This is a genomic window from Pantoea anthophila (assembly GCF_006494375.1).
GTDB lineage: Bacteria > Pseudomonadota > Gammaproteobacteria > Enterobacterales > Enterobacteriaceae > Pantoea > Pantoea anthophila.
Genome location: NZ_VHIZ01000050.1, coordinates 234491 through 255935 on the forward strand (window position 1 = coordinate 234491; position 21445 = coordinate 255935).

The following is a 21445-nucleotide window of genomic DNA, read 5'->3' on the forward strand; positions in this document are numbered from 1 at the left end:
TTGTCACAGGCACCAGAAGAATGAACCTTTCATCCCCATCTTCCCTTCCGGGTGCTCTATTTTCGGACAACAGGACGCGTTTTTGATGTTATTTACCCTGAAAAAAGTGATTGGCGGGCTGCTTTTACCCCTGCCGTTTCTGCTTTTGCTGATGGCATTGGGCATTTTACTGCTTTGGCTGACTGACTGGCAGAAAAGCGGTAAAACCGTGATCTCTGTCAGCTGGCTGTTACTGCTGCTTCTGAGTCTGCAACCGCTGGCCGATCGCCTGCTGTTGCCGCTGGATAGCCGTTATCCGACCTGGAACGGCACCCGTGAGGTGGATTACATCGTCGTGCTGGGCGGAGGCTACACGTTCAATCCGGCGTGGGCGCCGAGCTCAAACCTGCTGAACAACAGCCTGCCGCGCGTGGCAGAAGGAGTGCGTCAGTGGCAACGCAATCCGCAATCGACCCTGATTTTCACCGGCGCCGCAGGCGGCACCAATCCGAAGAGCAGCGCCCGGGTCGCGGCACAGGTAGCCGAAAGTTTGGGTGTTCCCCCGGCACATATTCAGCTTCTCGATCAGCCGCGTGATACGGCGGATGAGGCGCAGGCGGTGAAAGGCGTGGTGGGTGAACATCCATTCCTGCTGGTCACATCCGCGAATCATATGCCGCGGGCAATACGTTTTTTCCACGCGGTCGGATTGCAGCCGATTGCCGCACCCGCCAACCAGCTGGCAATTACCTCACCGCTGAATGGATGGGAGCGAGCGATACCCTCCCCGATCTGGCTGAGTCACAGCGAACGGGCGGTGTATGAAACGCTTGGGGCACTATTACAACGGCTGAAAGGCGAGAAACCGGACTCAGCCGAGCCAGGGAAGTAGCTGCGCGCAGGCATGGTCAAAACGGGGACGATTAAAGGTGCCGGTCTGGATCAGCTGGTCGACGCAGTCCCACACCTGATAAACCCAACGACGCCAGACAAAGCCTTCTGAAACCGGTGCCCGCTGCAGATAGCTGTGCAGCAGCGCGGTTTCAGCAGGAGAGTCATCCAGATGGATGAGATCAATCTCACGCGGTGCCCAGAGGAGCGGGCCGGGCTGGGTCATCGCGATTAGCTGATCGCTGCGGCTGTTTTTCAGCATGCTTTGCAGCCGGACGTTGCCATGCACCATTACGCAGGGATCGTCAAAGCCGCGGAACAGATGCGCCAGTCGCGCCCGGCAGCGAAACAGAATCTGGCGATCTTCGAGCGTCAAAGCCGGTGGTCGCAGATAATTCAGCGTCGCCCACAGCACCTCAACCCGCTGAGCATACCAGGCGGGCCAGCGATTCTGCTGAGTGCTATCCACCGTACCCACCAGCCCATGGCTGTCGAGCCGATGCCAGGCAAGCAGTCCTTCGACTACCTGCTCACAAAACTGCTGCCAGCGCTGAGCATCCCGCGCCGGGGCCTCCGCCGTCACGCCATTGAGTCGCGCCAGCAGAAGCATTTCATGAACCGGAGGACGCTGGCTCATCACCAGACCGTACACGGCTGGCACCGCAATCCGTCCGGCCTGACCGAGCAACGTCAGCTTTTTCGCTTCTATCGCTGCCCGGCCCTGATGACGAAAATATTTTGCCACGACCGGCATAGGGAGGCCTTCCCGATCGTATAACGCATAAAGTCGGGTGGGCGGCTGTTCGCTGATGATTTCGAGGCGGCTGATCGTTTCTCCCAGCGCCAGCGTGAGTTCCGATTTAAGCTCTTCCATGCGGCATCCTCCTCAGATGAGTATCACAATATCCTGAAGGAAGTGGTGGCGATAAGTTTAGTGGCGGATCAATAAGGTTGTGCGGAAACGGGGAGACAGGCTCCCCGATAATCAGGCCTGCATGGCCTCGCGGACACGTTGCAAATCGTCTGGCGTGTCTACTCCCACGCTGGGAATAGTTTGCGCAACAGCAACATGAATTTTCTCGCCGTACCATAACACCCGCAGCTGTTCGAGCAGCTCAATCTGCTCCAGCGGACAAGGTGCCCAGGCAACATAGCGGCGGATAAAACCGGCCCGATAGGCGTAAATACCAATGTGGCGCAGTAGCGTGTCACCAATCTGGTCGCGTGACGCAGCATAGCGTTCACGATCCCAGGGGATAGTCGCCCGTGAAAAATAGAGCGCGTAACCCTGCGCATCCATGACCACTTTCACCGCATTGGGATTAAACGCTTCCTCCGCATCCGTGATGGGTACGGCCAGCGTCGCCATGCCCGCTGCCGACCCCGCCAGATTATTCGCCACCTGACGCACAATCTCTGCCGGAATCATCGGTTCGTCGCCCTGCACGTTGACGATGATTTCATCATCAGCAAACTGATACTTTTCGATCACTTCCGCCAGCCGCTCTGTGCCGGACTGATGATCGGCGCGCGTCATGCAGACTTCGCCGCCTGCCGCTTCCACGGCCTGCGCCACATCGGGATGATCGGTGGCCACAATGACCCGGCTGGCACCCGACTCGCGGGCGCGCTCCATCACATGCACCACCATCGGTTTACCATGAATATCGAGCAGCGGCTTGCCGGGTAAGCGGGTTGACGCATAACGTGCAGGAATGATGGCGGTGAAACTCATGGATGAATCTCTTCAACAGAGAGCGTACGGGCTTCTGTTTCCAGCAGTACCGGAATCCCCTCTCTGACCGGGAAGGCCAGGCCATCGGGTTTGCAGATCAGCTCCTGCTGAGCATTGTTAAAGTAGAGTTTGCCATTACAGACCGGGCAGGCAACGATTTCGAGTAAACGATGATCCATATGTCCTCCATCAGGGAGCAAATGCTTAAGGGGTAAAGCATACCATAGCCCGCTTCATGCGGGATGGGGTAAAACGTTCTCTGCGGCAGCTGCCGCAAAAGAGATTATGCCAGTGTCCACAGCGCAGGCCAGCAATCGCTAAGGGCCTCTGGCATGTTGAGGATGACGACGCTCTCTGCACCCTGCCATGCGGCGAAACGTTCGATCGCGCGCCGGATATCCACGACAAAGCGTGCCGTCACACGGGTCTTCTCTTCAAGCCAGATATTTTTAATTTCCAGCTGTTTAGCCTTGCGCAGCATGCGGGCATCCAGCCGGCCTTTCAGCTGACCGCGATGAAGTATGGGCAGCACAAAATAGCCAAATTTCCGCTTTTCCGCCGGGGTATAGCACTCGATACGATAGTCAAAGCTGAACAGCTCCAGCGCACGTTTGCGATCCCAGACCACCGGATCAAACGGCGACAACAGCGCGCTGTGCGTCGCCTGCAGCGGGGTCTCCAGTAACGGCAGCAGGTCCCGGTGAAGCCACATCGCCCCCAGCCCTTCCGTGTTGACGGCCACCAGTTCTCCGGCTGCCTGCGCCTCGGCGATAAACGCGTTCAGTGGTGCCCGTTTCAGACGATAGTAATCGGCCAGCCAGGCAGTGCGAAAGAGGCCCAGACTGCGGGCACTGTTCAGCAACATCTGGTGGATGGCTTCCGCTTCGCTGATGCCATGGATGGCATCCTGCCAGTCAGGCATCACGCGGCTGCGCAGGTCATAGACACGCTGAAAATTGCGGCGTTCGGTAACCATCAGTTCACCGGCGCTGAAGAGATTTTCCAGATGGCGCTTATGCGGTTTCCATGCCCACCATCCCGATGTGGGATTATCAGCATGGCTGAAGTCGGCGGCCCGTACCGGCCCCTTCTCCCTGATATGCTTCAGGAGATCGGCTATCTCCTGCTGATGCTCAGCAACCCACTGCGCACTATATTTCCAGCCCAGCCGCTCCGGCGAGAGCATACGATGACGCAGAAGCCGGTAATCGGCGCGGGGAATAAAGCAGGCTTCGTGCGCCCAGTATTCAAACAGCTCACCCTCAGCCAGCGCCTGTTCCAGCCAGGGCTGTGGAAAGTCACCAAGACGGCTGAAAAGCACCAGATAAGGACTGCGCGCTACCACATGGATCGTATCAATCTGCAGCAGCGACATGCGGGAGATGCACGCGATCAGATCCTGATAGACCGCGCGCTTTGCAGGGGCGCGCAGCAGGCCCTGGGCGGCAAGATGAAGGTGACGGGCCTGCTGTAACGAAAGTGAATGCGTGGTGTTCATTCTTTTCCTTATCAGGCCTCACCTGAATGCACATTGGGGGGTCAGGACGTGCGGCGGCTGAGCTGTTCGATATCGTCCAGTAAGGGCGTCACGGCCTGGCCGGATAACCGGGCATCTACCGGCAGATACCACCACGACGGCTGGGCAAACGGTCGGCATTTCACCGCATCTTTTTCGGTCATCAGCAGTTGCTGGCCCGGCTGCAGTAGGCGGGTCAGCTCATCTTCGCTGTAGGCGTGATGATCGGCAAAGGCGACTTCTGCCAGCGGCGTCATACCCTGCTGCTTCAGCGTGTTGAAAAAGCGGGGCGGATGACCAATACCGGCCATCGCCACCACTTCCCGCAGTTGCTGCAACGGACAGGTTTCACCGGTCAGCAGATTAGTGGCCAGGCCAGGCTGGAGATGCATGGCAATCTCGCCAGCCAGTGCATCGCCGCCGTTAATGATTACCGCATCAACCTGCTGCAGACGACTGGCTCGTTCGCGCATCGGACCGGCGGGCAACCACCAGCCATTACCGAAGCGACGCTGGCCGTCCACCACCACAATTTCCCGGTCGCGCTGCAGAGCGTAATGCTGCAGGCCATCATCCGTGATAATGACATCCAGCGGGCCCTGCTGCAGTAACGCCTCAATTGCCTGTCGACGCCGGGGGGCGACCGCGACCGGTGCCCCGGTGCGCTGGGCAATCAGGACCGGTTCATCCCCGGCCTGATCGGTGCCGGTCTGGGTGGTCACCCGCAGAGGATAGTGATCCGCCTTGCCGCCATATCCCCTGGAGACGACCCCCACACGCAGCCCGCGCTGCTGCAGCGCCTCAACCAGCCAGATCACCACCGGCGTTTTCCCATTGCCGCCAGCGGTTAAGTTACCCACCACCACAACCGGCAAGGGCGCACGCCAGCTTTTTCGCCAGCCCCGGCGGTAACTGAAACGTATCAGAGCCGTAATCGCCCCATACAGCAGGCTTAATGGCCAGAGCAGAAGCCACAGCGGTGAGCGACCACTCCAGATACGTTCAATCATTGGCCGAATTGCATCTTGTGCAGCTGGGCATAGGCACCGCGTTCAGCCAGCAGCACCTGATGCGTTCCGCGTTCAACGATCTGACCATCTTCAATCACCACAATCTCATCCGCTTTCTCAATCGTGGAGAGTCGATGCGCAATCACCAGCGAGGTGCGGTTCTTCTGCAACTCATCCAGGGCTGACTGAATCGCACGTTCGGACTCGGTATCCAGAGCTGAGGTCGCTTCATCGAGGATCAGAATCGGACAATCGCGCAGCAGGGCACGGGCGATGGCAATACGCTGACGCTGGCCGCCAGACAGCAGCACGCCATTCTCACCAATGACCGTATCCAGGCCTTTATCCATTTTATTGATAAAGTCCATTGCGTGCGCCATGGTCGCTGCCCGTTCAATCTCCTCACGGCTGTATTGCTCACTGCGCGCATAAGCGATGTTATTGGCAATCGTGTCGTTGAAGAGATGCACATTCTGCGACACCAGCGCCACCTGATTACGCAGCGAACGCAGGGTGTACTCACGCAGGTCAAAACCGTCCAGCAGAATTTCACCCTGCTGGATGTCATAAAAGCGGGTCAGCAGGCTCGCCATCGTGGACTTACCGGAACCGGAACGGCCCACCAGCGCGACCGTTTTTCCGGCGGGCAGCGACAGATTGATATTGCGCAGTGCCGGGACTTCACGGCCCGGATAGGTAAAGGTCACGTCGCGGAACTCAATATCGCCTTTGGCGCGGGTAATTTCGCGGGTGCCATTGTCCACTTCCTGTTCACTGTCCAGAATGGAGAACAGGGTCTGACAGGCTGCCATGCCGCGCTGAAACTGGGCATTGACGTTGGTCAGAGACTTAAGCGGGCGCATCAGAGCAATCATCGAAGAGAAGACCACGGTGATGGTGCCAGCGGTCAGGGTATCCATGACGCTCGGGAAACTGGCGGCGTAAAGAACAAAAGCCAGGGCCAGAGAGGCGATCAGCTGAATCACCGGATCGGAAATAGAGGAGGCTGAGACCAGCTTCATCCCCTGCTGACGCATACGGTTACTGACGCGGTTAAAGCGCTCTGACTCAATTTCCTGACCGCCAAAAATCAGTACCTCTTTATGTCCTTTCAGCATCTGCTCGGCGCTGGTGGTCACCTGCCCCATGGTGTTCTGCATACTTTTGCTGATTGAACGGAAGCGCTTAGAAACGGTGCGGATGGCAAAGGAGACGATAGGTGCCAGCACGATCAGGATTAACGACAGCTGCCAACTGTAGTAGAACATCATGATAAACAGGCCAATAATCGACGCCCCTTCACGCACCACGGTGACCAGCGCACCGGAAGAGGAGGAGGCGACCTGTTCAGAGTCATAAGTGATACGCGACAGCAGGGTGCCGGTCGACTGCTGGTCAAAAAACGAAACCGGCATGCCCATCATATGGCTGAACAGGCGACGGCGAATATTCATCACGACATTGCCGGAGACCCAGGAGATGCAGTAGCTGGAGATATAGCTGGTTACGCCACGTACCAGCATCAGGCCGATCACCACCAACGGCATCCACAGCATTACTGACCGGTCGGCTTTACCAAAACCATCATCCAGTAACGGTTTCAACAGGGAGAGCATTAAGGCGTCGCCCGCAGCATTAATAATCAGGGCGACAGAGGCCACAATTAATCCCGCTTTATTTGGCGCGATCATCGGCCAGAGTCGGCGGAACGTCTGCCACGTAGAGAGATCTTTATCTTGATGCATTATTTATTCACGCTGTTGGAAATAGCCGGCCATTCTACCTGGAATCACGTTTGACGCCAAACCACTGATGATACCAACGGGGCATTAATTGATCCCGCAGGCTGAAAACCTGCACGCTGCCCTGCTCTATCCTGATGCTGATTTGCCCTGACTGCCCGGTATCCAGCCAGTGAAAACCGGCGGCGTGATAGGCTTCCACGACCCGTTTTGCAGGCATACGCCATGCATTGTAGCGCGCCAGAGAGGCGATGGCGGTGTGGCCTGCCGCTTTGCGCAGCAGCAGTGAGGTGGACGAAGTGCGGCTGCCGTGGTGCGGCACCTGCAGGATATCGACTTTCAATCCCTCCTTTTCCAGGGCCACCAGCTGACGCTCCGCCCTGGCTTCAATATCGCCGGTTAACATCAGCCGCACCTGACCATCATCAACAATCATCACGCAGGAGTCGTTGTTTCCACCGGGTAAAGGGGCCGTCAGCGGCCAGATGACCCGAAAAGTGAGCTGTCGCCAGCGCCACTGCGTGCCACGTACACAGGGTAAGTGCGTCCTGTCCGCCAGCGCACTTCTGATTTCCGCTGCGGGCCAGCGCTTTCTGATCGCATCCAGCCCGCCGGTATGATCAAGATGTCTATGGCTGAGGATCACCTGCTTCAGGCGCAGCTGCCTGCGCTCCAGCCATGGAATAATCACCCGACTGCCTGCATTATCGTTCTGCCAGCGTGGCCCGGTGTCATAGATCACCGCCTCGTCGCCCTGGCTGATCACGAGGCTCAATCCGTGTCCGATATCCAGCATATCGATACGCCAGCCCCGTTCCTGGTTGGGCTGGCGACTGAGTATCATCGCCAGGGCTATCGCGCTGCTGCTCACAGGAAAAGCGAAAAAGAGCTGCGCGCGCCAGAGGATCAGGCCGCCCCAGACCATGACCGTAAACCAGGTTGTGCCACTCAGTGGATACCAGCCCGATGGCAGCTGCTTCAGGCAGTAAAACAGCGCTCGCAGGGAAAGATCGGCCGCGCTCCAGAAGAAGCCGGAGAGCTGTGTGACCGGCAACAGCATGGCGAGCGTTATCAGGGGCATGGTAATGAATGAGACAACCGGAATCGCGACGAAATTTGCCATCAGGGCCGTCAGGCTGATGCCGTTAAAAATCGCCACCTGCAGCGGTACCATTAAAATCATCATGCCCGCCTGCAGATGCAGCAGCTGAAGCGGCAGCCAGCGTCGTTGATGCCGAAGCGCGGCAGGCAAGGGAAACCAGTGATACCAGACCAGCAGCATGCCGACAGCCAGTACCGAGAGCCAGAAGCTGTCAGAGAGTACGGTTAAGGGCTCTGCCACCAGCAGCAGTGCAATACAGAATGTCCAGACCTGCCAGCTGTTCAGCTGAATACCGGCAGTCCGGGTTATTCCCCATAACGTCAGGGCAAGCAATGAACGCTCTGCGGGCGGCTGCGCGCCTGAAAGCCAGGTATAGAGTGCGGCGAACAGCCAGCTCACGATGAGAGGAAAAAGATAGCCGACACAGCGGGCTGGCAAAAAGAACTGCACGCCGCGCGCAATCAGCCAGCCGGTGCTGGCCGCTAAGGCGATGTGCATACCGGAGATCGCCATCAGGTGCGCAGTGCCCGTCTCCCGCAGAAGCTGACGTGTCTGCTGGCTCATCTCATCACGAACGCCAAACGCCAGCGCTTCCAGCGTCGCCCGTGAAGCGAGGCCGCGGGTGCTCTCCCGATGCCCCAGAATAAACCGCCAGCGCGCGTCACAGCGCTCATCAATTGCGACCTGCTTCAGGATCCGCCCCTGTAGCGGCGTATTGTTAGCGAGTGCGAAACGCTGGGCATCAAAATCGCCTTCGTTGAGACGGGCATGAACCGGTCGCAGACGCAGTTGCATCGTCCAGCGCTGTCCGGGACAGTAGAGCGCTGAGTCAGCATCGAAATAGATCCAGGCGAAGCGCGGCGGAAATATCCTTCTGCCCTCTTCTTCCAGCAGGCGAACCTGGATTTGCCTGCGCGCCTGGCGCAGTTCAGCGATCTGAATCGTGTAGCTCCTGGTACGTGCAGAGAAATGTTCAATGTCCCGCACCATCAGACGGGCGTCGTAGCACGCCCAGCTCAGAAGCAGCAGCGTGATACCGATCAGACGAACAGGCTGATAAGGAGAATGCAGCAGCGCCAGACCGGTAAGAAGAAACATCAGTATCATCTGGCCTGAAGGCAGCCGGGCCATCAGCAGTAGCGGCAGTGTGGACACAATCGTCAGTCGCGCCAGAACAGTCCATGTCAGCATAATCATATCCATCGGGTCAGTTTCGTAAGTCTGAATCCCTCAGGAAAAAATAACAGGAGAGAATTGCGCTGGCCCGAGCGGGCTCGCAAAGAATTTGTGATGGATAGCGTCAGATGAGAACAGCGTGGATAGCCGATCGCAGACAGGATAGCGGGCAAAAAAAAACGACATCCGGAGATGTCGTTTATCGGGTTCGGTATCGGCTTAGCCGTAAATATTTGCGCGATCGCGCAGCTCTTTACCTGGCTTAAAGTGGGGAACGTATTTACCTTCCAGATCCACTTTGTCACCCGTTTTCGGGTTACGCCCGGTGCGCGGAGCGCGATAGTGCAAAGAAAAGCTGCCGAATCCCCGGATTTCGATGCGCTCACCCTGTGCCAGCGTCGTGGCCATGTGCTCGAGCATCTCTTTTACTGCATCCTCAACGACTTTCGCCGGTATATGAGTATGCTGTCCCGCCAGTCTTTCAATCAGTTCTGACTTGGTCATGTAACCTCCGGTTTATCCCTCAGGGAAAGTATGACAGCTTTTACCGAAACCGGGTGGTTACCCACCCGGTGCTTCAGGTCGATTACTCGCCTTTAGCCGCTTTGAACGCTTCAGCCATCGCGTTAGAGAAGTTGCCTTCTTCCTGTTTGGTGTTAACAGTGTTGATAGCTTCTTTCTCATCAGCCTGGTCTTTCGCACGAACAGACAGGCTTACGACACGGTTTTTACGATCAACGCCGGTGAACTTAGCTTCAACGTCGTCGCCAACGTTCAGAACCAGAGTGGCGTCTTCAATGCGGTCCAGTGAAGCTTCAGAAGCGCGCAGGTAACCCTCAACGCCGTCTGCTAATTCAACTGTAGCACCTTTAGCATCAACTGCAGTCACTTTACCGGTGACGATCGCACCTTTCTTGTTCAGAGTGATGTAGTTGTTGAACGGATCTTCTGCCAGCTGTTTAACGCCCAGAGAGATACGCTCGCGCTCTGCATCAACCTGCAGTACAACGGCAGCGATTTCGTCGCCTTTTTTGTACTCACGAACGGCTTCTTCGCCAGTCGCGTTCCAGGAGATGTCAGACAGGTGAACCAGACCGTCGATGCCGCCGTCCAGGCCGATGAAGATACCAAAGTCAGTGATTGACTTGATTTTACCTTCAACACGATCGCCTTTGTTGTGCGTCTCAGCGAACAGCTGCCATGGGTTAGATTTACACTGCTTCAGACCCAGGGAGATACGACGACGCTCTTCGTCGATGTCCAGAACCATAACTTCAACCACATCGCCTACGTTAACAACTTTAGACGGATGGATGTTTTTGTTGGTCCAGTCCATTTCAGAAACGTGTACCAGACCTTCAACGCCTTCTTCGATTTCCACGAAGCAGCCGTAGTCAGTCAGGTTGGTCACACGACCGGTCAGGCGGGTGCCTTCCGGATAGCGTTTAGCGATAGCAACCCATGGATCTTCGCCCAGCTGCTTCAGACCCAGAGAAACACGGGTACGCTCGCGGTCGAACTTCAGCACCTTAACGGTGATTTCGTCGCCAACGTTAACGATTTCGCTTGGATGCTTAACGCGCTTCCACGCCATATCAGTGATGTGCAGCAGGCCGTCAACGCCGCCCAGATCAACGAATGCACCGTAGTCAGTGAGGTTCTTAACGATACCTTTAACTTCCATGCCTTCCTGCAGGTTTTCCAGCAGCTGATCGCGCTCTGCGCTGTTTTCAGATTCGATAACGGCACGACGTGAAACCACGACGTTGTTGCGTTTCTGATCCAGCTTGATTACTTTGAACTCAAGCTCTTTGCCTTCCAGGTGCAGCGTATCGCGCACCGGACGCACATCAACCAGTGAACCTGGCAGGAACGCACGGATACCGTTCAGCTCAACTGTGAAGCCGCCTTTAACTTTGCCGTTGATAACACCGGTAACAGTTTCAGCGTCTTCGTAAGCTTTCTCCAGCGTGATCCATGCTTCATGGCGCTTAGCTTTCTCACGGGACAGCAGGGTTTCACCGAAGCCGTCTTCCACTGCATCCAGAGCAACATCAACTTCGTCGCCAACCTGGATTTCCAGTTCGCCGGCTGCGTTCTTGAACTGCTCTGCAGGGATTGCAGATTCAGATTTCAGACCCGCATCAACCAGAACGACATCTTTGTCGATAGAAACGACGATGCCACGAACGATAGAACCCGGGCGGGTTTCGATTGTTTTTAAGGATTCTTCAAATAGTTGAGCAAAAGATTCAGTCATATTGATAATCTTCAGGATTCTTCAATTTAACGTCCATCTGACTTCATGTCGGATGGGGTTGTTTCACATGCCCTGCACCGGATCCGTGGTACAGGGTTATTAATTCAGTTAAGCCGGGATGCCCAGCTTTTCGCGGGCATAGTGTAGCGCTTTTTCAATGACCTGGTCGATAGACATCTCAGTCGAGTCTAATACCAGTGCATCGCCAGCGGCGACCAGAGGCGCAATTGCGCGGTTACGATCGCGGTCGTCGCGCTCTTTTATCTCGGCTAAAAGGCGGTCAAAGTTAACATTAAAGCCCTTTTCCTGCAACTGTAGCATACGGCGCCGGGCGCGCTCTTCCGGGCCGGCATCCAGGAAAATTTTCACTGGCGCATCAGGAAAAACCACGGTGCCCATGTCCCGGCCATCCGCAATCAGACCCGGCATCTCGCGGAAACCACGCTGGCGGCGCAATAGTGCTTCGCGCACCCGGGGAAAGGCAGCGACACGGGAAGCGGTGTTGCTCACCTCCTGCGTACGGATCTCTCCGGTGACATCCTCCCCTTCCAGTATGACCTGCATTTCACCCTTTTGAGAGACAAAGCGCACATCAAGGTGTGCAGCAATCGGCACTAACGCCTCTTCCGATTCGATATCCACCTGATGATGCAATGCGGCTAACGCCAGCACGCGATAAATAGCACCGGAGTCCAGCAGATGCCACTGCAGCGATTCTGCCATGGCTTTGCACAGGGTTCCTTTCCCCGCGCCACTTGGCCCATCGATAGTTATGACCGGGGCAGTTACTGTCATTATTCCCTCCTGTTGCTGCGTGCTTCATGGCCTGTCGGCCACCCTTAATGGTTAGCATTATACGCTGCATAGCCGTGCTTGGTTACCCTTTCGCACTGAGCGGCTGGGAAAATTTAGTCAAATAAGAGGATATCCGGGCGATTAAAGCCAGATTAAATCAGGGAAAATCCGGTGCGGGAACGCACCGGAGAAGGTCTGTCAGGCGCGCAGGCTGATTTTCTCAAGCTGCACAAAATAGTCCGGGAAGGTTTTTGCCGTACAGCCTGGATCAAGAATGGTGACCGGCGTATCAGAGAGCGCCACCAGAGAAAAACACATCGCCATGCGGTGATCGTTATAGGTGCCAATATCCGCATGAATCAGTGTCGCTGGCGGCGTGATGCGGATGTAGTCATGGCCCTCTTCGACCTCTGCGCCCACTTTACGCAGTTCAGTGGCCATCGCGCTCAACCGGTCGGTCTCTTTTACCCGCCAGTTATAAATATTACGTAACTGCGTTGTCCCTTCTGCAAACAGTGCCGTGGTCGCAATGGTCATCGCCGCGTCCGGGATATGGTTCATATCCATGTCGATCGCCTGCAGTTTTCCGGCGGTGCAGGCAATATAGTCATCACCCCACTCAATGCTCGCGCCCATCTTTTCCAGCACGTCAGCAAAACGGATGTCACCCTGCACGCTCTTACGTCCGATCCCGGTGACCCGAACCGTTCCGCCTTTGATCGCGGCGGCGGCCAGGAAATAGGAGGCGGAAGAGGCGTCGCCTTCGACCAGGTAATCCCCTGGCGACTGATACTGCTGCGCACCTTTGATCAGGAAGCGTTGATAGTGCTGATTTTCAACGTCGACGCCAAAGCACTGCATCAGATTGAGCGTGATGTCGATGTAGGGTTTCGATACCAGATCGCCTTTAATGGTGATGCAGGTGTCCTGCTGAGCCAGCGGCGCAGTCATCAGTAGTGCGGTCAGGAACTGACTGGAGACGCTGCCATCCACACTGACGTCACCGCCGGTAAATCCCCCGCGTAAACGCAGCGGCGGATAGTGTTCGTTTTCCAGATACTCAATGGTCGCCCCACCCTGACGAAGCGCATCCACCAGATGGCCGATTGGGCGCTCTTTCATGCGTGGTTCGCCGGTCAGTTCGACATCGTGCTGACCCAGGCAAAGTGCTGCTGCCAGCGGGCGCATTGCGGTTCCGGCATTACCCAGAAACAGCGACAGCGGTTGTGCGGCATGCAGCGGGCCGCCATTCCCCGTCACTTCACACACGGTGCGATCGTCTGAAAGGGTATAGCTGACGCCCAGTGCGGTCAGCGCATTCAGCATGTGCTTTACATCATCGCTGTCGAGTAAATTGGTGAGTCGGGTGGTGCCTTTTGCCAGTGCAGCCAGCAGCAGTGCACGATTGGAAACGCTCTTGGAGCCAGGCAGATTTACCGTGCCGTCGACGCGCGCAATCGGTTGAAGAGTCAGGGAGTCCTGCATGTGAAACGAAATCCTCAAAAAATACAGAGACCTCGTCGCAGGACGAGGTCTGGCATCAGCATCAGCGCTGATATCTTATCGGTTAGCCGTGACGGCGTTCAAAATCGACCATGAAATCAGTCAGGGCCTTAACACCTTCCAGCGGCATCGCATTATAAATAGAGGCGCGCATACCACCTACTACACGATGTCCTTTAAGCGCATGTAATCCATTCTTAAATGACTCTTCCAGGAACAGCGCATCCAGTGAGGCATCGGCCAGCTGGAAAGGAATGTTCATCCGCGAGCGGTTTTCTGTCGCCACATCATTGCGATAGAAGTCGCTGCCATCAATCACACCGTAAAGCAGGTCAGATTTTGCCTGATTGATGCGATCAATTTCAGCTACACCGCCTTTCTCTTTCAGCCATTTAAACACCAGACCCGAAAGGTACCAGGCAAAAGTCGGTGGCGTGTTAAACATGGAGTCGTTATCGGCCAGAACTTTGTAATCGAGGATAGAGGGAACAGAGCTGTGTGCCTGACCCAGCAGATCTTCGCGTACGATGACCAGCGTCAAACCAGCCGGGCCCACATTCTTCTGCGCGCCGGCATAGATCACACCGTAACGGCTGACATCAATCGGACGTGAAAGAATGGTAGAGGAGAAGTCAGCGACAACGGTTTTGCTGCCAAAATCTGGCTGTTCATCAATAGCGATGCCGTCGATGGTCTCATTCGGACAGTAGTGCAGGTAAGCGGACGCTTCGCTGACGGCCCATTCGCGCATCGGCAGAATGGCACGTTTACCGTCACGGGTTGTTTTGACATCCAGCGTGCGCGGGGAGCAATACTTTTCCGCCTCTTTAATGGCACTGTGCGCCCAGTAACCGCCATCAACATAGTCGGCCGTTGTCGCGGACCCCAGCAGATTGCCCGGCACGGCAGCGAACTGCGCACGTGCGCCCCCATGACAGAATAAAACTTTGTAACCGGCCGGGATTTTTAGCAGATCACGGAAGTCCTGTTCGGCTTCCTCAGCCACCTGAATAAACTCTTTACTGCGGTGACTGATCTCCATTACAGAGGTACCCAGACCGCGCCAGTTCGTCAGTTCCTGTTCTGCACGACGGAGCACTTCTACCGGTAGCATCGCCGGGCCAGAGCTAAAATTATAAACCTGCGTCATTTCCCCTCACCACTGTCATATCGAACGGTTATGAATAATCATCCGGTTTTATCACTGCATTCTGATAGCTGCAATCATAAATCAGGAGGCGGTCACATTTTCTGACTCTGCCGCGCCGGATGTTATGTTACCAATGCAAACCTGCACGAAATTTTGTGAGGCGTCGTTCAGCACGATAAAAGTGCGTCTGGCCGGTAAAGCGAAGTAATGGAAAACTACAGCGGTAAATTTATCCCGCCCTGATAGCGGTCTTCAGGCAAAATCCGTATCATGGCGCGCTTTACGCACCCTATGACAACTGAGAGAGCGGCACTATGACGCAAACATTTATCCCGGGCAAAGATGCCGCACTGGAAGACTCCATTGCGCGTTTCCAGAATAAGCTGCAGGATCTTGGCTTTAATATTGAAGAAGCTTCCTGGCTGAATCCTGTTCCCCATGTCTGGTCTGTGCATATTCGCGACCGCGATTGCCCGCTCTGTTTTACCAACGGCAAAGGCGCCAGTAAAAAAGCGGCGCTGGCCTCCGCGCTGGGCGAATATTTTGAGCGTCTCTCAACGAACTATTTCTTTGCTGACTTCTGGCTTGGAAAAAAGATCGCGAACGGCGATTTTGTTCACTATCCCAATGAAAAATGGTTTGCTGCCCCTGAGGATGAATCCTTACCTGAGGGGATTCTGGACCCGCGTCTGCGCGCCTTTTACGATCCAGACCAGGCGCTGACGGCGTCCGGATTAATCGATCTGCAGTCCGGTAATGCTGAACGGGGCATCTGTGCCCTGCCGTTTACCCGCCAGTCCGACCAGCAAACCGTTTATATCCCGATGAATATCATTGGTAACCTCTATGTCTCTAACGGCATGTCGGCGGGTAACACGGCCAATGAAGCGCGTGTTCAGGGGCTCTCTGAGGTGTTTGAGCGCTACATCAAAAACCGCATTATTGCTGAAGCTATCAGCCTGCCGGCGATCCCGGATGAGGTGATGCAGCGCTACCCTGACGTGATCGAAGCGATTGCCCGTCTTGAAGCGGAAGGTTTCCCGATTTTCGCCTACGACGCCTCACTGGGCGGTAAATATCCGGTGATCTGCGTGGTGCTGTTTAACCCGGCCAACGGCACCTGTTTTGCTTCCTTTGGGGCGCATCCCGATTTTGGCGTTGCGCTGGAGCGTACCGTCACCGAGCTGCTGCAGGGCCGGAGCCTGAAAGATCTGGATGTGTTTACCCCACCGACGTTCGACGATGAAGAAGTCGCCGAGCACGCCAACCTTGAAACCCATTTCATTGATTCAAGCGGCCTGATCTCCTGGGATCTGTTTAAAGAGACGGCGGATTATCCCTTTGTGGACTGGTCCTTCGCAGGCAGTACTGAAGAGGAGTTTGCCACACTGATGGCGATCTTTGCTTCAGAAGATCAGGAAGTCTATATCGCTGACTATGAGCATCTGGGTGTCTACGCCTGTCGCATCATCGTGCCTGGCATGTCTGATATCTATCCGGCAGAAGACCTCTTCCTGGCAAATAACAGCATGGGAGCGGGCATACGTGAAACCCTGCTGGCACTGCCTGATAGCAACTGGAATCCGGAAGAGTATCTCGATTTAATCGGGCAACTGGATGACGAAGGTTTCGATGACTTTACCCGCGTCCGCGAGCTGCTGGGTCTGGCCACCGGTAAAGATAACGGCTGGTCGACGCTGCGTATCGGTGAATTAAAGGCGATGCTGGCTCTGGCAGGTGGCGATCTGGAGCAGGCCCTGATCTGGACGGAGTGGACAATGGAATTTAACAGCTCTGTCTTTACGCCAGAGCGGGCAAATTACTACCGCTGCCTGCAGACCCTGCTGCTATTAGCGATGGAAGATGAGCGTGACCCGCTGCAATACCATCATGCCTTCACGCGGATGTATGGTGAAAGCGCAGTGGAAGCCGCCTCGGCCGCCATCAGTGGTGAACAGCCGTTTAACGGACTTCAGGCGGTTGATGATGATCTGCTGGCATTCCCGGCTCATCAGTCTCTGCTTGCGGCTTACGAAAAACTGCAAACGGCCAAACGCCACTACTGGAAAAACGCGTAATTCCTGACGCGTCAGCGGGTCGATAGTCGATCCGGCATGGCACTGCATTTACCGGGTGCCATGCTATTTTCTTTTCATGAAACATTAGCTGCATTAAATCCCTTTCCCGCAACATCCCATTGTTTTATTTAACATACGGATGACCAATAAGTTACAAACGCCATTCCGGACAGGCAATCACAGACCTGACATTAAAATAATCCTGCATATTTTAAAAAATATTTAATGCAATAAATTCAATATATTACAAAAAAAATCATTCAGTTTTCCTGTGACAAAATGGTTACCGTTCTGGCAAACATGATCCACATCAATTACTTGCTACTACTCCTTTGTTACTATTTTTTCAGACAACTTCTGGAGTAAGTTAGTGTGAAAACTGACAACCCTTTTAATCTATTACTTCCGGCCGCAATGGCAAAAGTTGCTGAAGATGCCGGAATTTATAAAGCCACCAAACACCCCTTTACCACTTTCTTTCTGGCGTTAACCGCTGGCGTATTTATCTCAATCGCATTCGTTTTTTATATCACAGCCACCACCGGCAGCGGCACCATGCCCTATGGCATAGCCAAACTGATTGGGGGTATCTGCTTCTCACTCGGCCTGATGCTGGTCGTCGTGTGTGGTGCCGATCTCTTCACATCGACGGTCCTCATCGTTGTGGCCAAAGCCAGTGGACGTATCAGCTGGGGTCAGCTGGCACGTAACTGGATCAACGTTTATGTCGGTAACCTGGGCGGTGCCCTCTTCTTTGTCGCCCTGATGTGGTTTGCCGGACAACATATGGTTGCTAACGGTGCCTGGGGATTAAATGTGCTGCAGACCGCCGATCACAAAATGCACCACACCTTTATTGAAGCGGTCTGCCTGGGCACATTGGCTAATCTGCTGGTCTGCCTCGCGGTCTGGATGAGTTATTCCGGCCGTAGCCTGACCGATAAACTGGTGGTGATGATTCTGCCCGTTTCGATGTTTGTAGCCAGTGGTTTCGAACACAGTATCGCTAACATGTTTCTGATCCCCTATGCCATTACTATCCGCGACTTTGCGACACCTGAGTTCTGGCAGGCGGCAGGGGCGACAGCAGCACAGTTTCCCTCACTGACCGTCACTCACTTTATTCTCGACAACCTGATCCCCGTAACCCTGGGTAACATTATTGGCGGCGGCGTTCTGGTGGGTCTGACTTACTGGGTGATCTATCTCCGTAAAGGTGACCCGGTACACTAAACGTATTTTTGATGGCACAGCCCATCCGCTGTGCCTGACCGTAACAGTCTCTTCATCTAAGGCAGGTATAGTATGACCGAACTTAATGCAAAACTGGCCACAGCATGGGAAGGATTTGCTGAAGGCGAATGGCAGAATAGCGTCAACGTGCGCGATTTCATTCAGAAGAACTACACCCCTTATGAAGGTGATGAGTCATTCCTGGCGGGTGCAACTGAAGCCACTACCAAATTGTGGGAAAGCGTGCTGGAAGGGATCAAAATTGAGAACCGCACCCACGCGCCTGTCGACTTTGACACCGATCTTGCTTCAACTATCACCTCACACGACGCTGGCTACATCATCAAGCCACTGGAAAAAATCGTAGGTCTGCAGACTGAGGCCCCTCTGAAGCGCGCCATTATTCCTTATGGCGGCATCAAAATGGTGGAAGGCTCATGCAAAGTTTATGGCCGTGAGCTTGATCCTTCACTGAAAAAAATCTTTACCGAATACCGTAAAACCCACAACCAGGGTGTGTTCGACGTCTATACACCCGACATCCTGCGCTGCCGTAAATCCGGTATTCTGACCGGTCTGCCGGACGCGTATGGTCGCGGACGTATCATCGGTGACTACCGTCGTGTCGCGCTCTACGGCATCGATTTCCTGATGGCGGATAAATTCGCGCAGTTCACCTCACTGCAGAACGATCTGGAGAATGGCGTAAATCTCGAAGCAACGATTCGTCTGCGTGAAGAGATTTCCGATCAGCACCGTGCGCTGGCGCAGATCAAAGAGATGGCGGCAAAATATGGCCACGATATTTCTGGCCCGGCCACCAACGCTGCCGAAGCGGTACAGTGGACCTACTACGGCTATCTGGCCGCCGTGAAATCGCAGAATGGCGCTGCGATGTCTTTTGGTCGCGTATCCACCTTCCTGGATGTCTACATTGAGCGTGACCTAAAAGCCGGTAAGCTGACAGAAGAACAGGCCCAGGAGCTGATCGATCATCTGGTGATGAAACTGCGCATGGTCCGCTTCCTGCGCACGCCTGAATATGATGAGCTGTTCTCAGGCGACCCAATCTGGGCCACTGAATCCCTGGCCGGTATGGGTGTTGATGGCCGTACACTGGTCTCAAAAAGCACGTTCCGCTTCCTGAACACCCTCTACACCATGGGACCGTCACCCGAGCCGAACATGACCATTCTGTGGTCAGAAAAACTGCCGATTAACTTTAAGAAATTTGCCGCTAAGGTCTCTATCGACACCTCATCCCTGCAGTATGAGAACGATGACCTGATGCGTCCGGATTTCAACAATGATGACTACGCCATTGCCTGCTGCGTCAGCCCGATGATTGTCGGCAAACAAATGCAGTTCTTTGGCGCGCGAGCCAACCTGGCGAAAACACTGCTCTATGCAATCAACGGCGGTGTTGATGAAAAACTGAAAATGCAGGTGGGCCCGAAAGGCGACAAAATCAGCGACGACGTGCTGAATTTCGACACCGTCATGGAGCGTATGGATCACTTCATGGACTGGCTGGCAAAACAGTATGTGACCTCGCTGAACATCATTCACTACATGCATGACAAGTACAGCTACGAAGCGGCACTGATGGCCTTACACGACCGGGACGTCTATCGCACCATGGCATGCGGTATTGCGGGACTCTCTGTAGCGGCGGATTCACTTTCCGCGATTAAATATGCCAAAGTGAAACCTATCCGTGATGAAGACGGCCTGGCAATTGACTTCGATATCGAAGGTGAATATCCGCAGTTCGGTAACAACGATCCGCGGGTGGATGACCTGGCCTGCGATCTGGTTGAACGCTTTATGAAGAAAATCCAGAAGCTGACCACCTATCGCAATGCCGTGCCGACTCAGTCTGTCCTGACCATTACGTCAAACGTGGTATATGGTAAGAAAACCGGTAACACCCCGGATGGACGCCGCGCTGGTGCACCGTTCGGACCAGGTGCTAACCCGATGCACGGTCGCGACCAGAAAGGTGCGGTAGCGTCACTAACCTCCGTTGCGAAACTGCCGTTTGCCTATGCGAAAGATGGTATCTCGTACACCTTCTCCATCGTGCCGAACGCGCTGGGTAAAGATGATAACGTGCGGAAAACCAACCTTGCCGGTCTGATGGATGGTTACTTCCATCATGAAGCCAGCATCGAAGGCGGTCAGCATCTTAACGTCAACGTGATGAACCGTGAAATGCTGCTGGACGCGATGGAGCATCCTGAGAAGTATCCACAGCTGACCATCCGCGTTTCCGGTTATGCTGTTCGCTTTAACTCGCTGACTAAAGAGCAGCAGCAGGATGTGATTACCCGTACCTTTACTCAGTCACTGTAATCACCGCCCTACCCGCTTAAAAAGGCTCCTCGCGGAGCCTTTTATTTAAAAGTCTGTTCTGGTGGTCGTCTCTGTGAAGGTGTCCACCAGAATCGATTTCCTGCCCTGAGCGCAACAGAGATTGCGCCGTCTGTTACGGCAGACTCACTGGAGAAAACATCGCAATGTCAGTTAACGGTCGTATCCACTCATTTGAATCCTGCGGCACCGTCGATGGTCCCGGCATCCGCTTCATTACCTTCTTCCAGGGCTGCCTGATGCGCTGCCTTTACTGTCACAACCGAGATACCTGGGATACTCATGGTGGCAAAGAGATCAGCGTCGAAGCCCTGATGGCGGATGTGCTCTCCTATCGCCATTTCATGAACGCCTCTGGCGGTGGCGTCACCGCATCCGGAGGCGAAGCCATTCTTCAGGCTGAGTTTGTGCGCGACTGGTTTCGTGCCTGCAAGGCGGAAGGCATTCATACCTGTCTCGACACCAACGGTTTTGTCCGCCGTTATGACCCGGTGATCGATGAACTGCTCGACGTGACCGATCTGGTGATGCTCGACCTCAAGCAGATGAATGACGATATCCATCAGATTCTGGTGGGCGTGTCGAATCATCGCACGCTGGACTTTGCCCGCTACCTGCAGAAAAAAGGCAAACGCACCTGGATTCGTTTTGTCGTGGTGCCAGGCTATTCCGACGATGATGATACTGCGCACCGGCTGGGTGAATTCACTCGCGACATGGAGAATGTTGAGAAGATTGAACTGCTGCCTTACCACGAACTGGGTAAGCACAAATGGATTGCGATGGGAGAAGAGTACAAGCTGGATGGCGTGAAGCCGCCGAAGAAAGAGACAATGGAGCGGGTAAAAAATATTCTTGCCAGCTACGGACACGAAGTCATGTACTGAACCATTTAATGCCAG

The 21445-nt window shown here is 54.8% G+C and carries 17 protein-coding genes; 5 read left to right on the forward strand and 12 right to left on the reverse strand.

Going from position 1 to position 21445, the window contains the following annotated elements; all coding sequences use genetic code 11:
* The first annotated feature begins 85 nt into the window (after positions 1–85).
* Complete coding sequence (gene elyC / locus FJW00_RS13305) at positions 86–871, forward strand: envelope biogenesis factor ElyC (protein ID WP_140924634.1); 786 nt, start codon at positions 86–88, stop codon at positions 869–871.
* Here elyC and FJW00_RS13310 read toward each other — a convergent pair.
* From FJW00_RS13310 to serC, 12 genes are all read right to left on the reverse strand, one after another.
* Entirely contained in the window at positions 851–1744 is an 894-nt protein-coding gene (locus tag FJW00_RS13310) for a protein kinase family protein (RefSeq protein WP_140924423.1), read from the reverse strand. The two genes, elyC and FJW00_RS13310, sit on opposite strands and share 21 nt — an antisense overlap.
* 111 nt (positions 1745–1855) lie before the next feature.
* The gene (gene kdsB / locus FJW00_RS13315; RefSeq protein WP_009091099.1) at positions 1856–2605 is read right to left on the reverse strand and encodes a 3-deoxy-manno-octulosonate cytidylyltransferase; all 750 of its coding nucleotides are present in this window, start codon (positions 2603–2605) and stop codon (positions 1856–1858) included.
* On the reverse strand, positions 2602–2784 hold the full coding sequence (locus FJW00_RS13320) for a Trm112 family protein (RefSeq protein WP_009091101.1): 183 nt from the start codon (positions 2782–2784) through the stop codon (positions 2602–2604). Before FJW00_RS13320 ends, kdsB begins: the two co-directional genes overlap by 4 nt.
* Positions 2785–2888: 104 nt before the next feature.
* Positions 2889–4103 carry a winged helix-turn-helix domain-containing protein gene (locus tag FJW00_RS13325; RefSeq protein WP_140924425.1) on the reverse strand — a complete coding sequence of 405 codons (1215 nt, stop codon included), beginning with the start codon at positions 4101–4103 and terminating at the stop codon, positions 2889–2891.
* Between the two features lie 41 nt (positions 4104–4144).
* Positions 4145–5131, reverse strand: coding sequence for a tetraacyldisaccharide 4'-kinase (lpxK, locus tag FJW00_RS13330; RefSeq protein WP_140924428.1), 987 nt, complete (start codon positions 5129–5131; stop codon positions 4145–4147).
* On the reverse strand, positions 5128–6876 hold the full coding sequence (msbA, locus tag FJW00_RS13335) for a lipid A ABC transporter ATP-binding protein/permease MsbA (RefSeq protein ID WP_046101523.1): 1749 nt from the start codon (positions 6874–6876) through the stop codon (positions 5128–5130). The genes lpxK and msbA overlap by 4 nt, the downstream gene beginning before the upstream one ends.
* 34 nt (positions 6877–6910) lie before the next feature.
* A complete protein-coding gene (locus FJW00_RS13340; RefSeq protein ID WP_181405380.1) occupies positions 6911–9166 on the reverse strand; it encodes a DNA internalization-related competence protein ComEC/Rec2 in 2256 nt (751 codons plus the stop codon).
* A gap of 204 nt (positions 9167–9370) precedes the next feature.
* A complete protein-coding gene (gene ihfB / locus FJW00_RS13345) occupies positions 9371–9655 on the reverse strand; it encodes an integration host factor subunit beta (RefSeq protein WP_003849360.1) in 285 nt (94 codons plus the stop codon).
* 82 nt (positions 9656–9737) lie between these two features.
* Positions 9738–11411 (reverse strand): 30S ribosomal protein S1, encoded by a 1674-nt coding sequence (gene rpsA, locus FJW00_RS13350; protein WP_009091109.1) that lies wholly within the window; start codon positions 11409–11411, stop codon positions 9738–9740.
* A gap of 108 nt (positions 11412–11519) precedes the next feature.
* Positions 11520–12206, reverse strand: a complete 687-nt coding sequence (gene cmk / locus FJW00_RS13355; RefSeq protein ID WP_046101522.1) for a (d)CMP kinase — start codon at positions 12204–12206, stop codon at positions 11520–11522.
* A gap of 198 nt (positions 12207–12404) precedes the next feature.
* Positions 12405–13691 (reverse strand): 3-phosphoshikimate 1-carboxyvinyltransferase, encoded by a 1287-nt coding sequence (gene aroA, locus FJW00_RS13360; RefSeq protein ID WP_140924433.1) that lies wholly within the window; start codon positions 13689–13691, stop codon positions 12405–12407.
* Between the two features lie 82 nt (positions 13692–13773).
* Positions 13774–14859, reverse strand: a complete 1086-nt coding sequence (gene serC / locus FJW00_RS13365; protein ID WP_009091114.1) for a 3-phosphoserine/phosphohydroxythreonine transaminase — start codon at positions 14857–14859, stop codon at positions 13774–13776.
* A 314-nt stretch (positions 14860–15173) separates the two neighbouring features.
* On the opposite strand from serC, the gene ycaO reads away from it, so the two are divergent.
* From ycaO to pflA, 4 genes are all read left to right on the forward strand, one after another.
* Positions 15174–16937, forward strand: coding sequence for a 30S ribosomal protein S12 methylthiotransferase accessory factor YcaO (gene ycaO / locus FJW00_RS13370; protein WP_140924435.1), 1764 nt, complete (start codon positions 15174–15176; stop codon positions 16935–16937).
* Between the two features lie 372 nt (positions 16938–17309).
* Entirely contained in the window at positions 17310–18170 is an 861-nt protein-coding gene (focA, locus tag FJW00_RS13375; protein WP_140924438.1) for a formate transporter FocA, read from the forward strand.
* Positions 18171–18242: 72 nt separating this feature from the next.
* Entirely contained in the window at positions 18243–20525 is a 2283-nt protein-coding gene (gene pflB / locus FJW00_RS13380; RefSeq protein WP_009091120.1) for a formate C-acetyltransferase, read from the forward strand.
* A gap of 164 nt (positions 20526–20689) precedes the next feature.
* Entirely contained in the window at positions 20690–21430 is a 741-nt protein-coding gene (pflA, locus tag FJW00_RS13385) for a pyruvate formate lyase 1-activating protein (protein WP_009091122.1), read from the forward strand.
* The last annotated feature ends 15 nt before the right edge of the window (positions 21431–21445 follow it).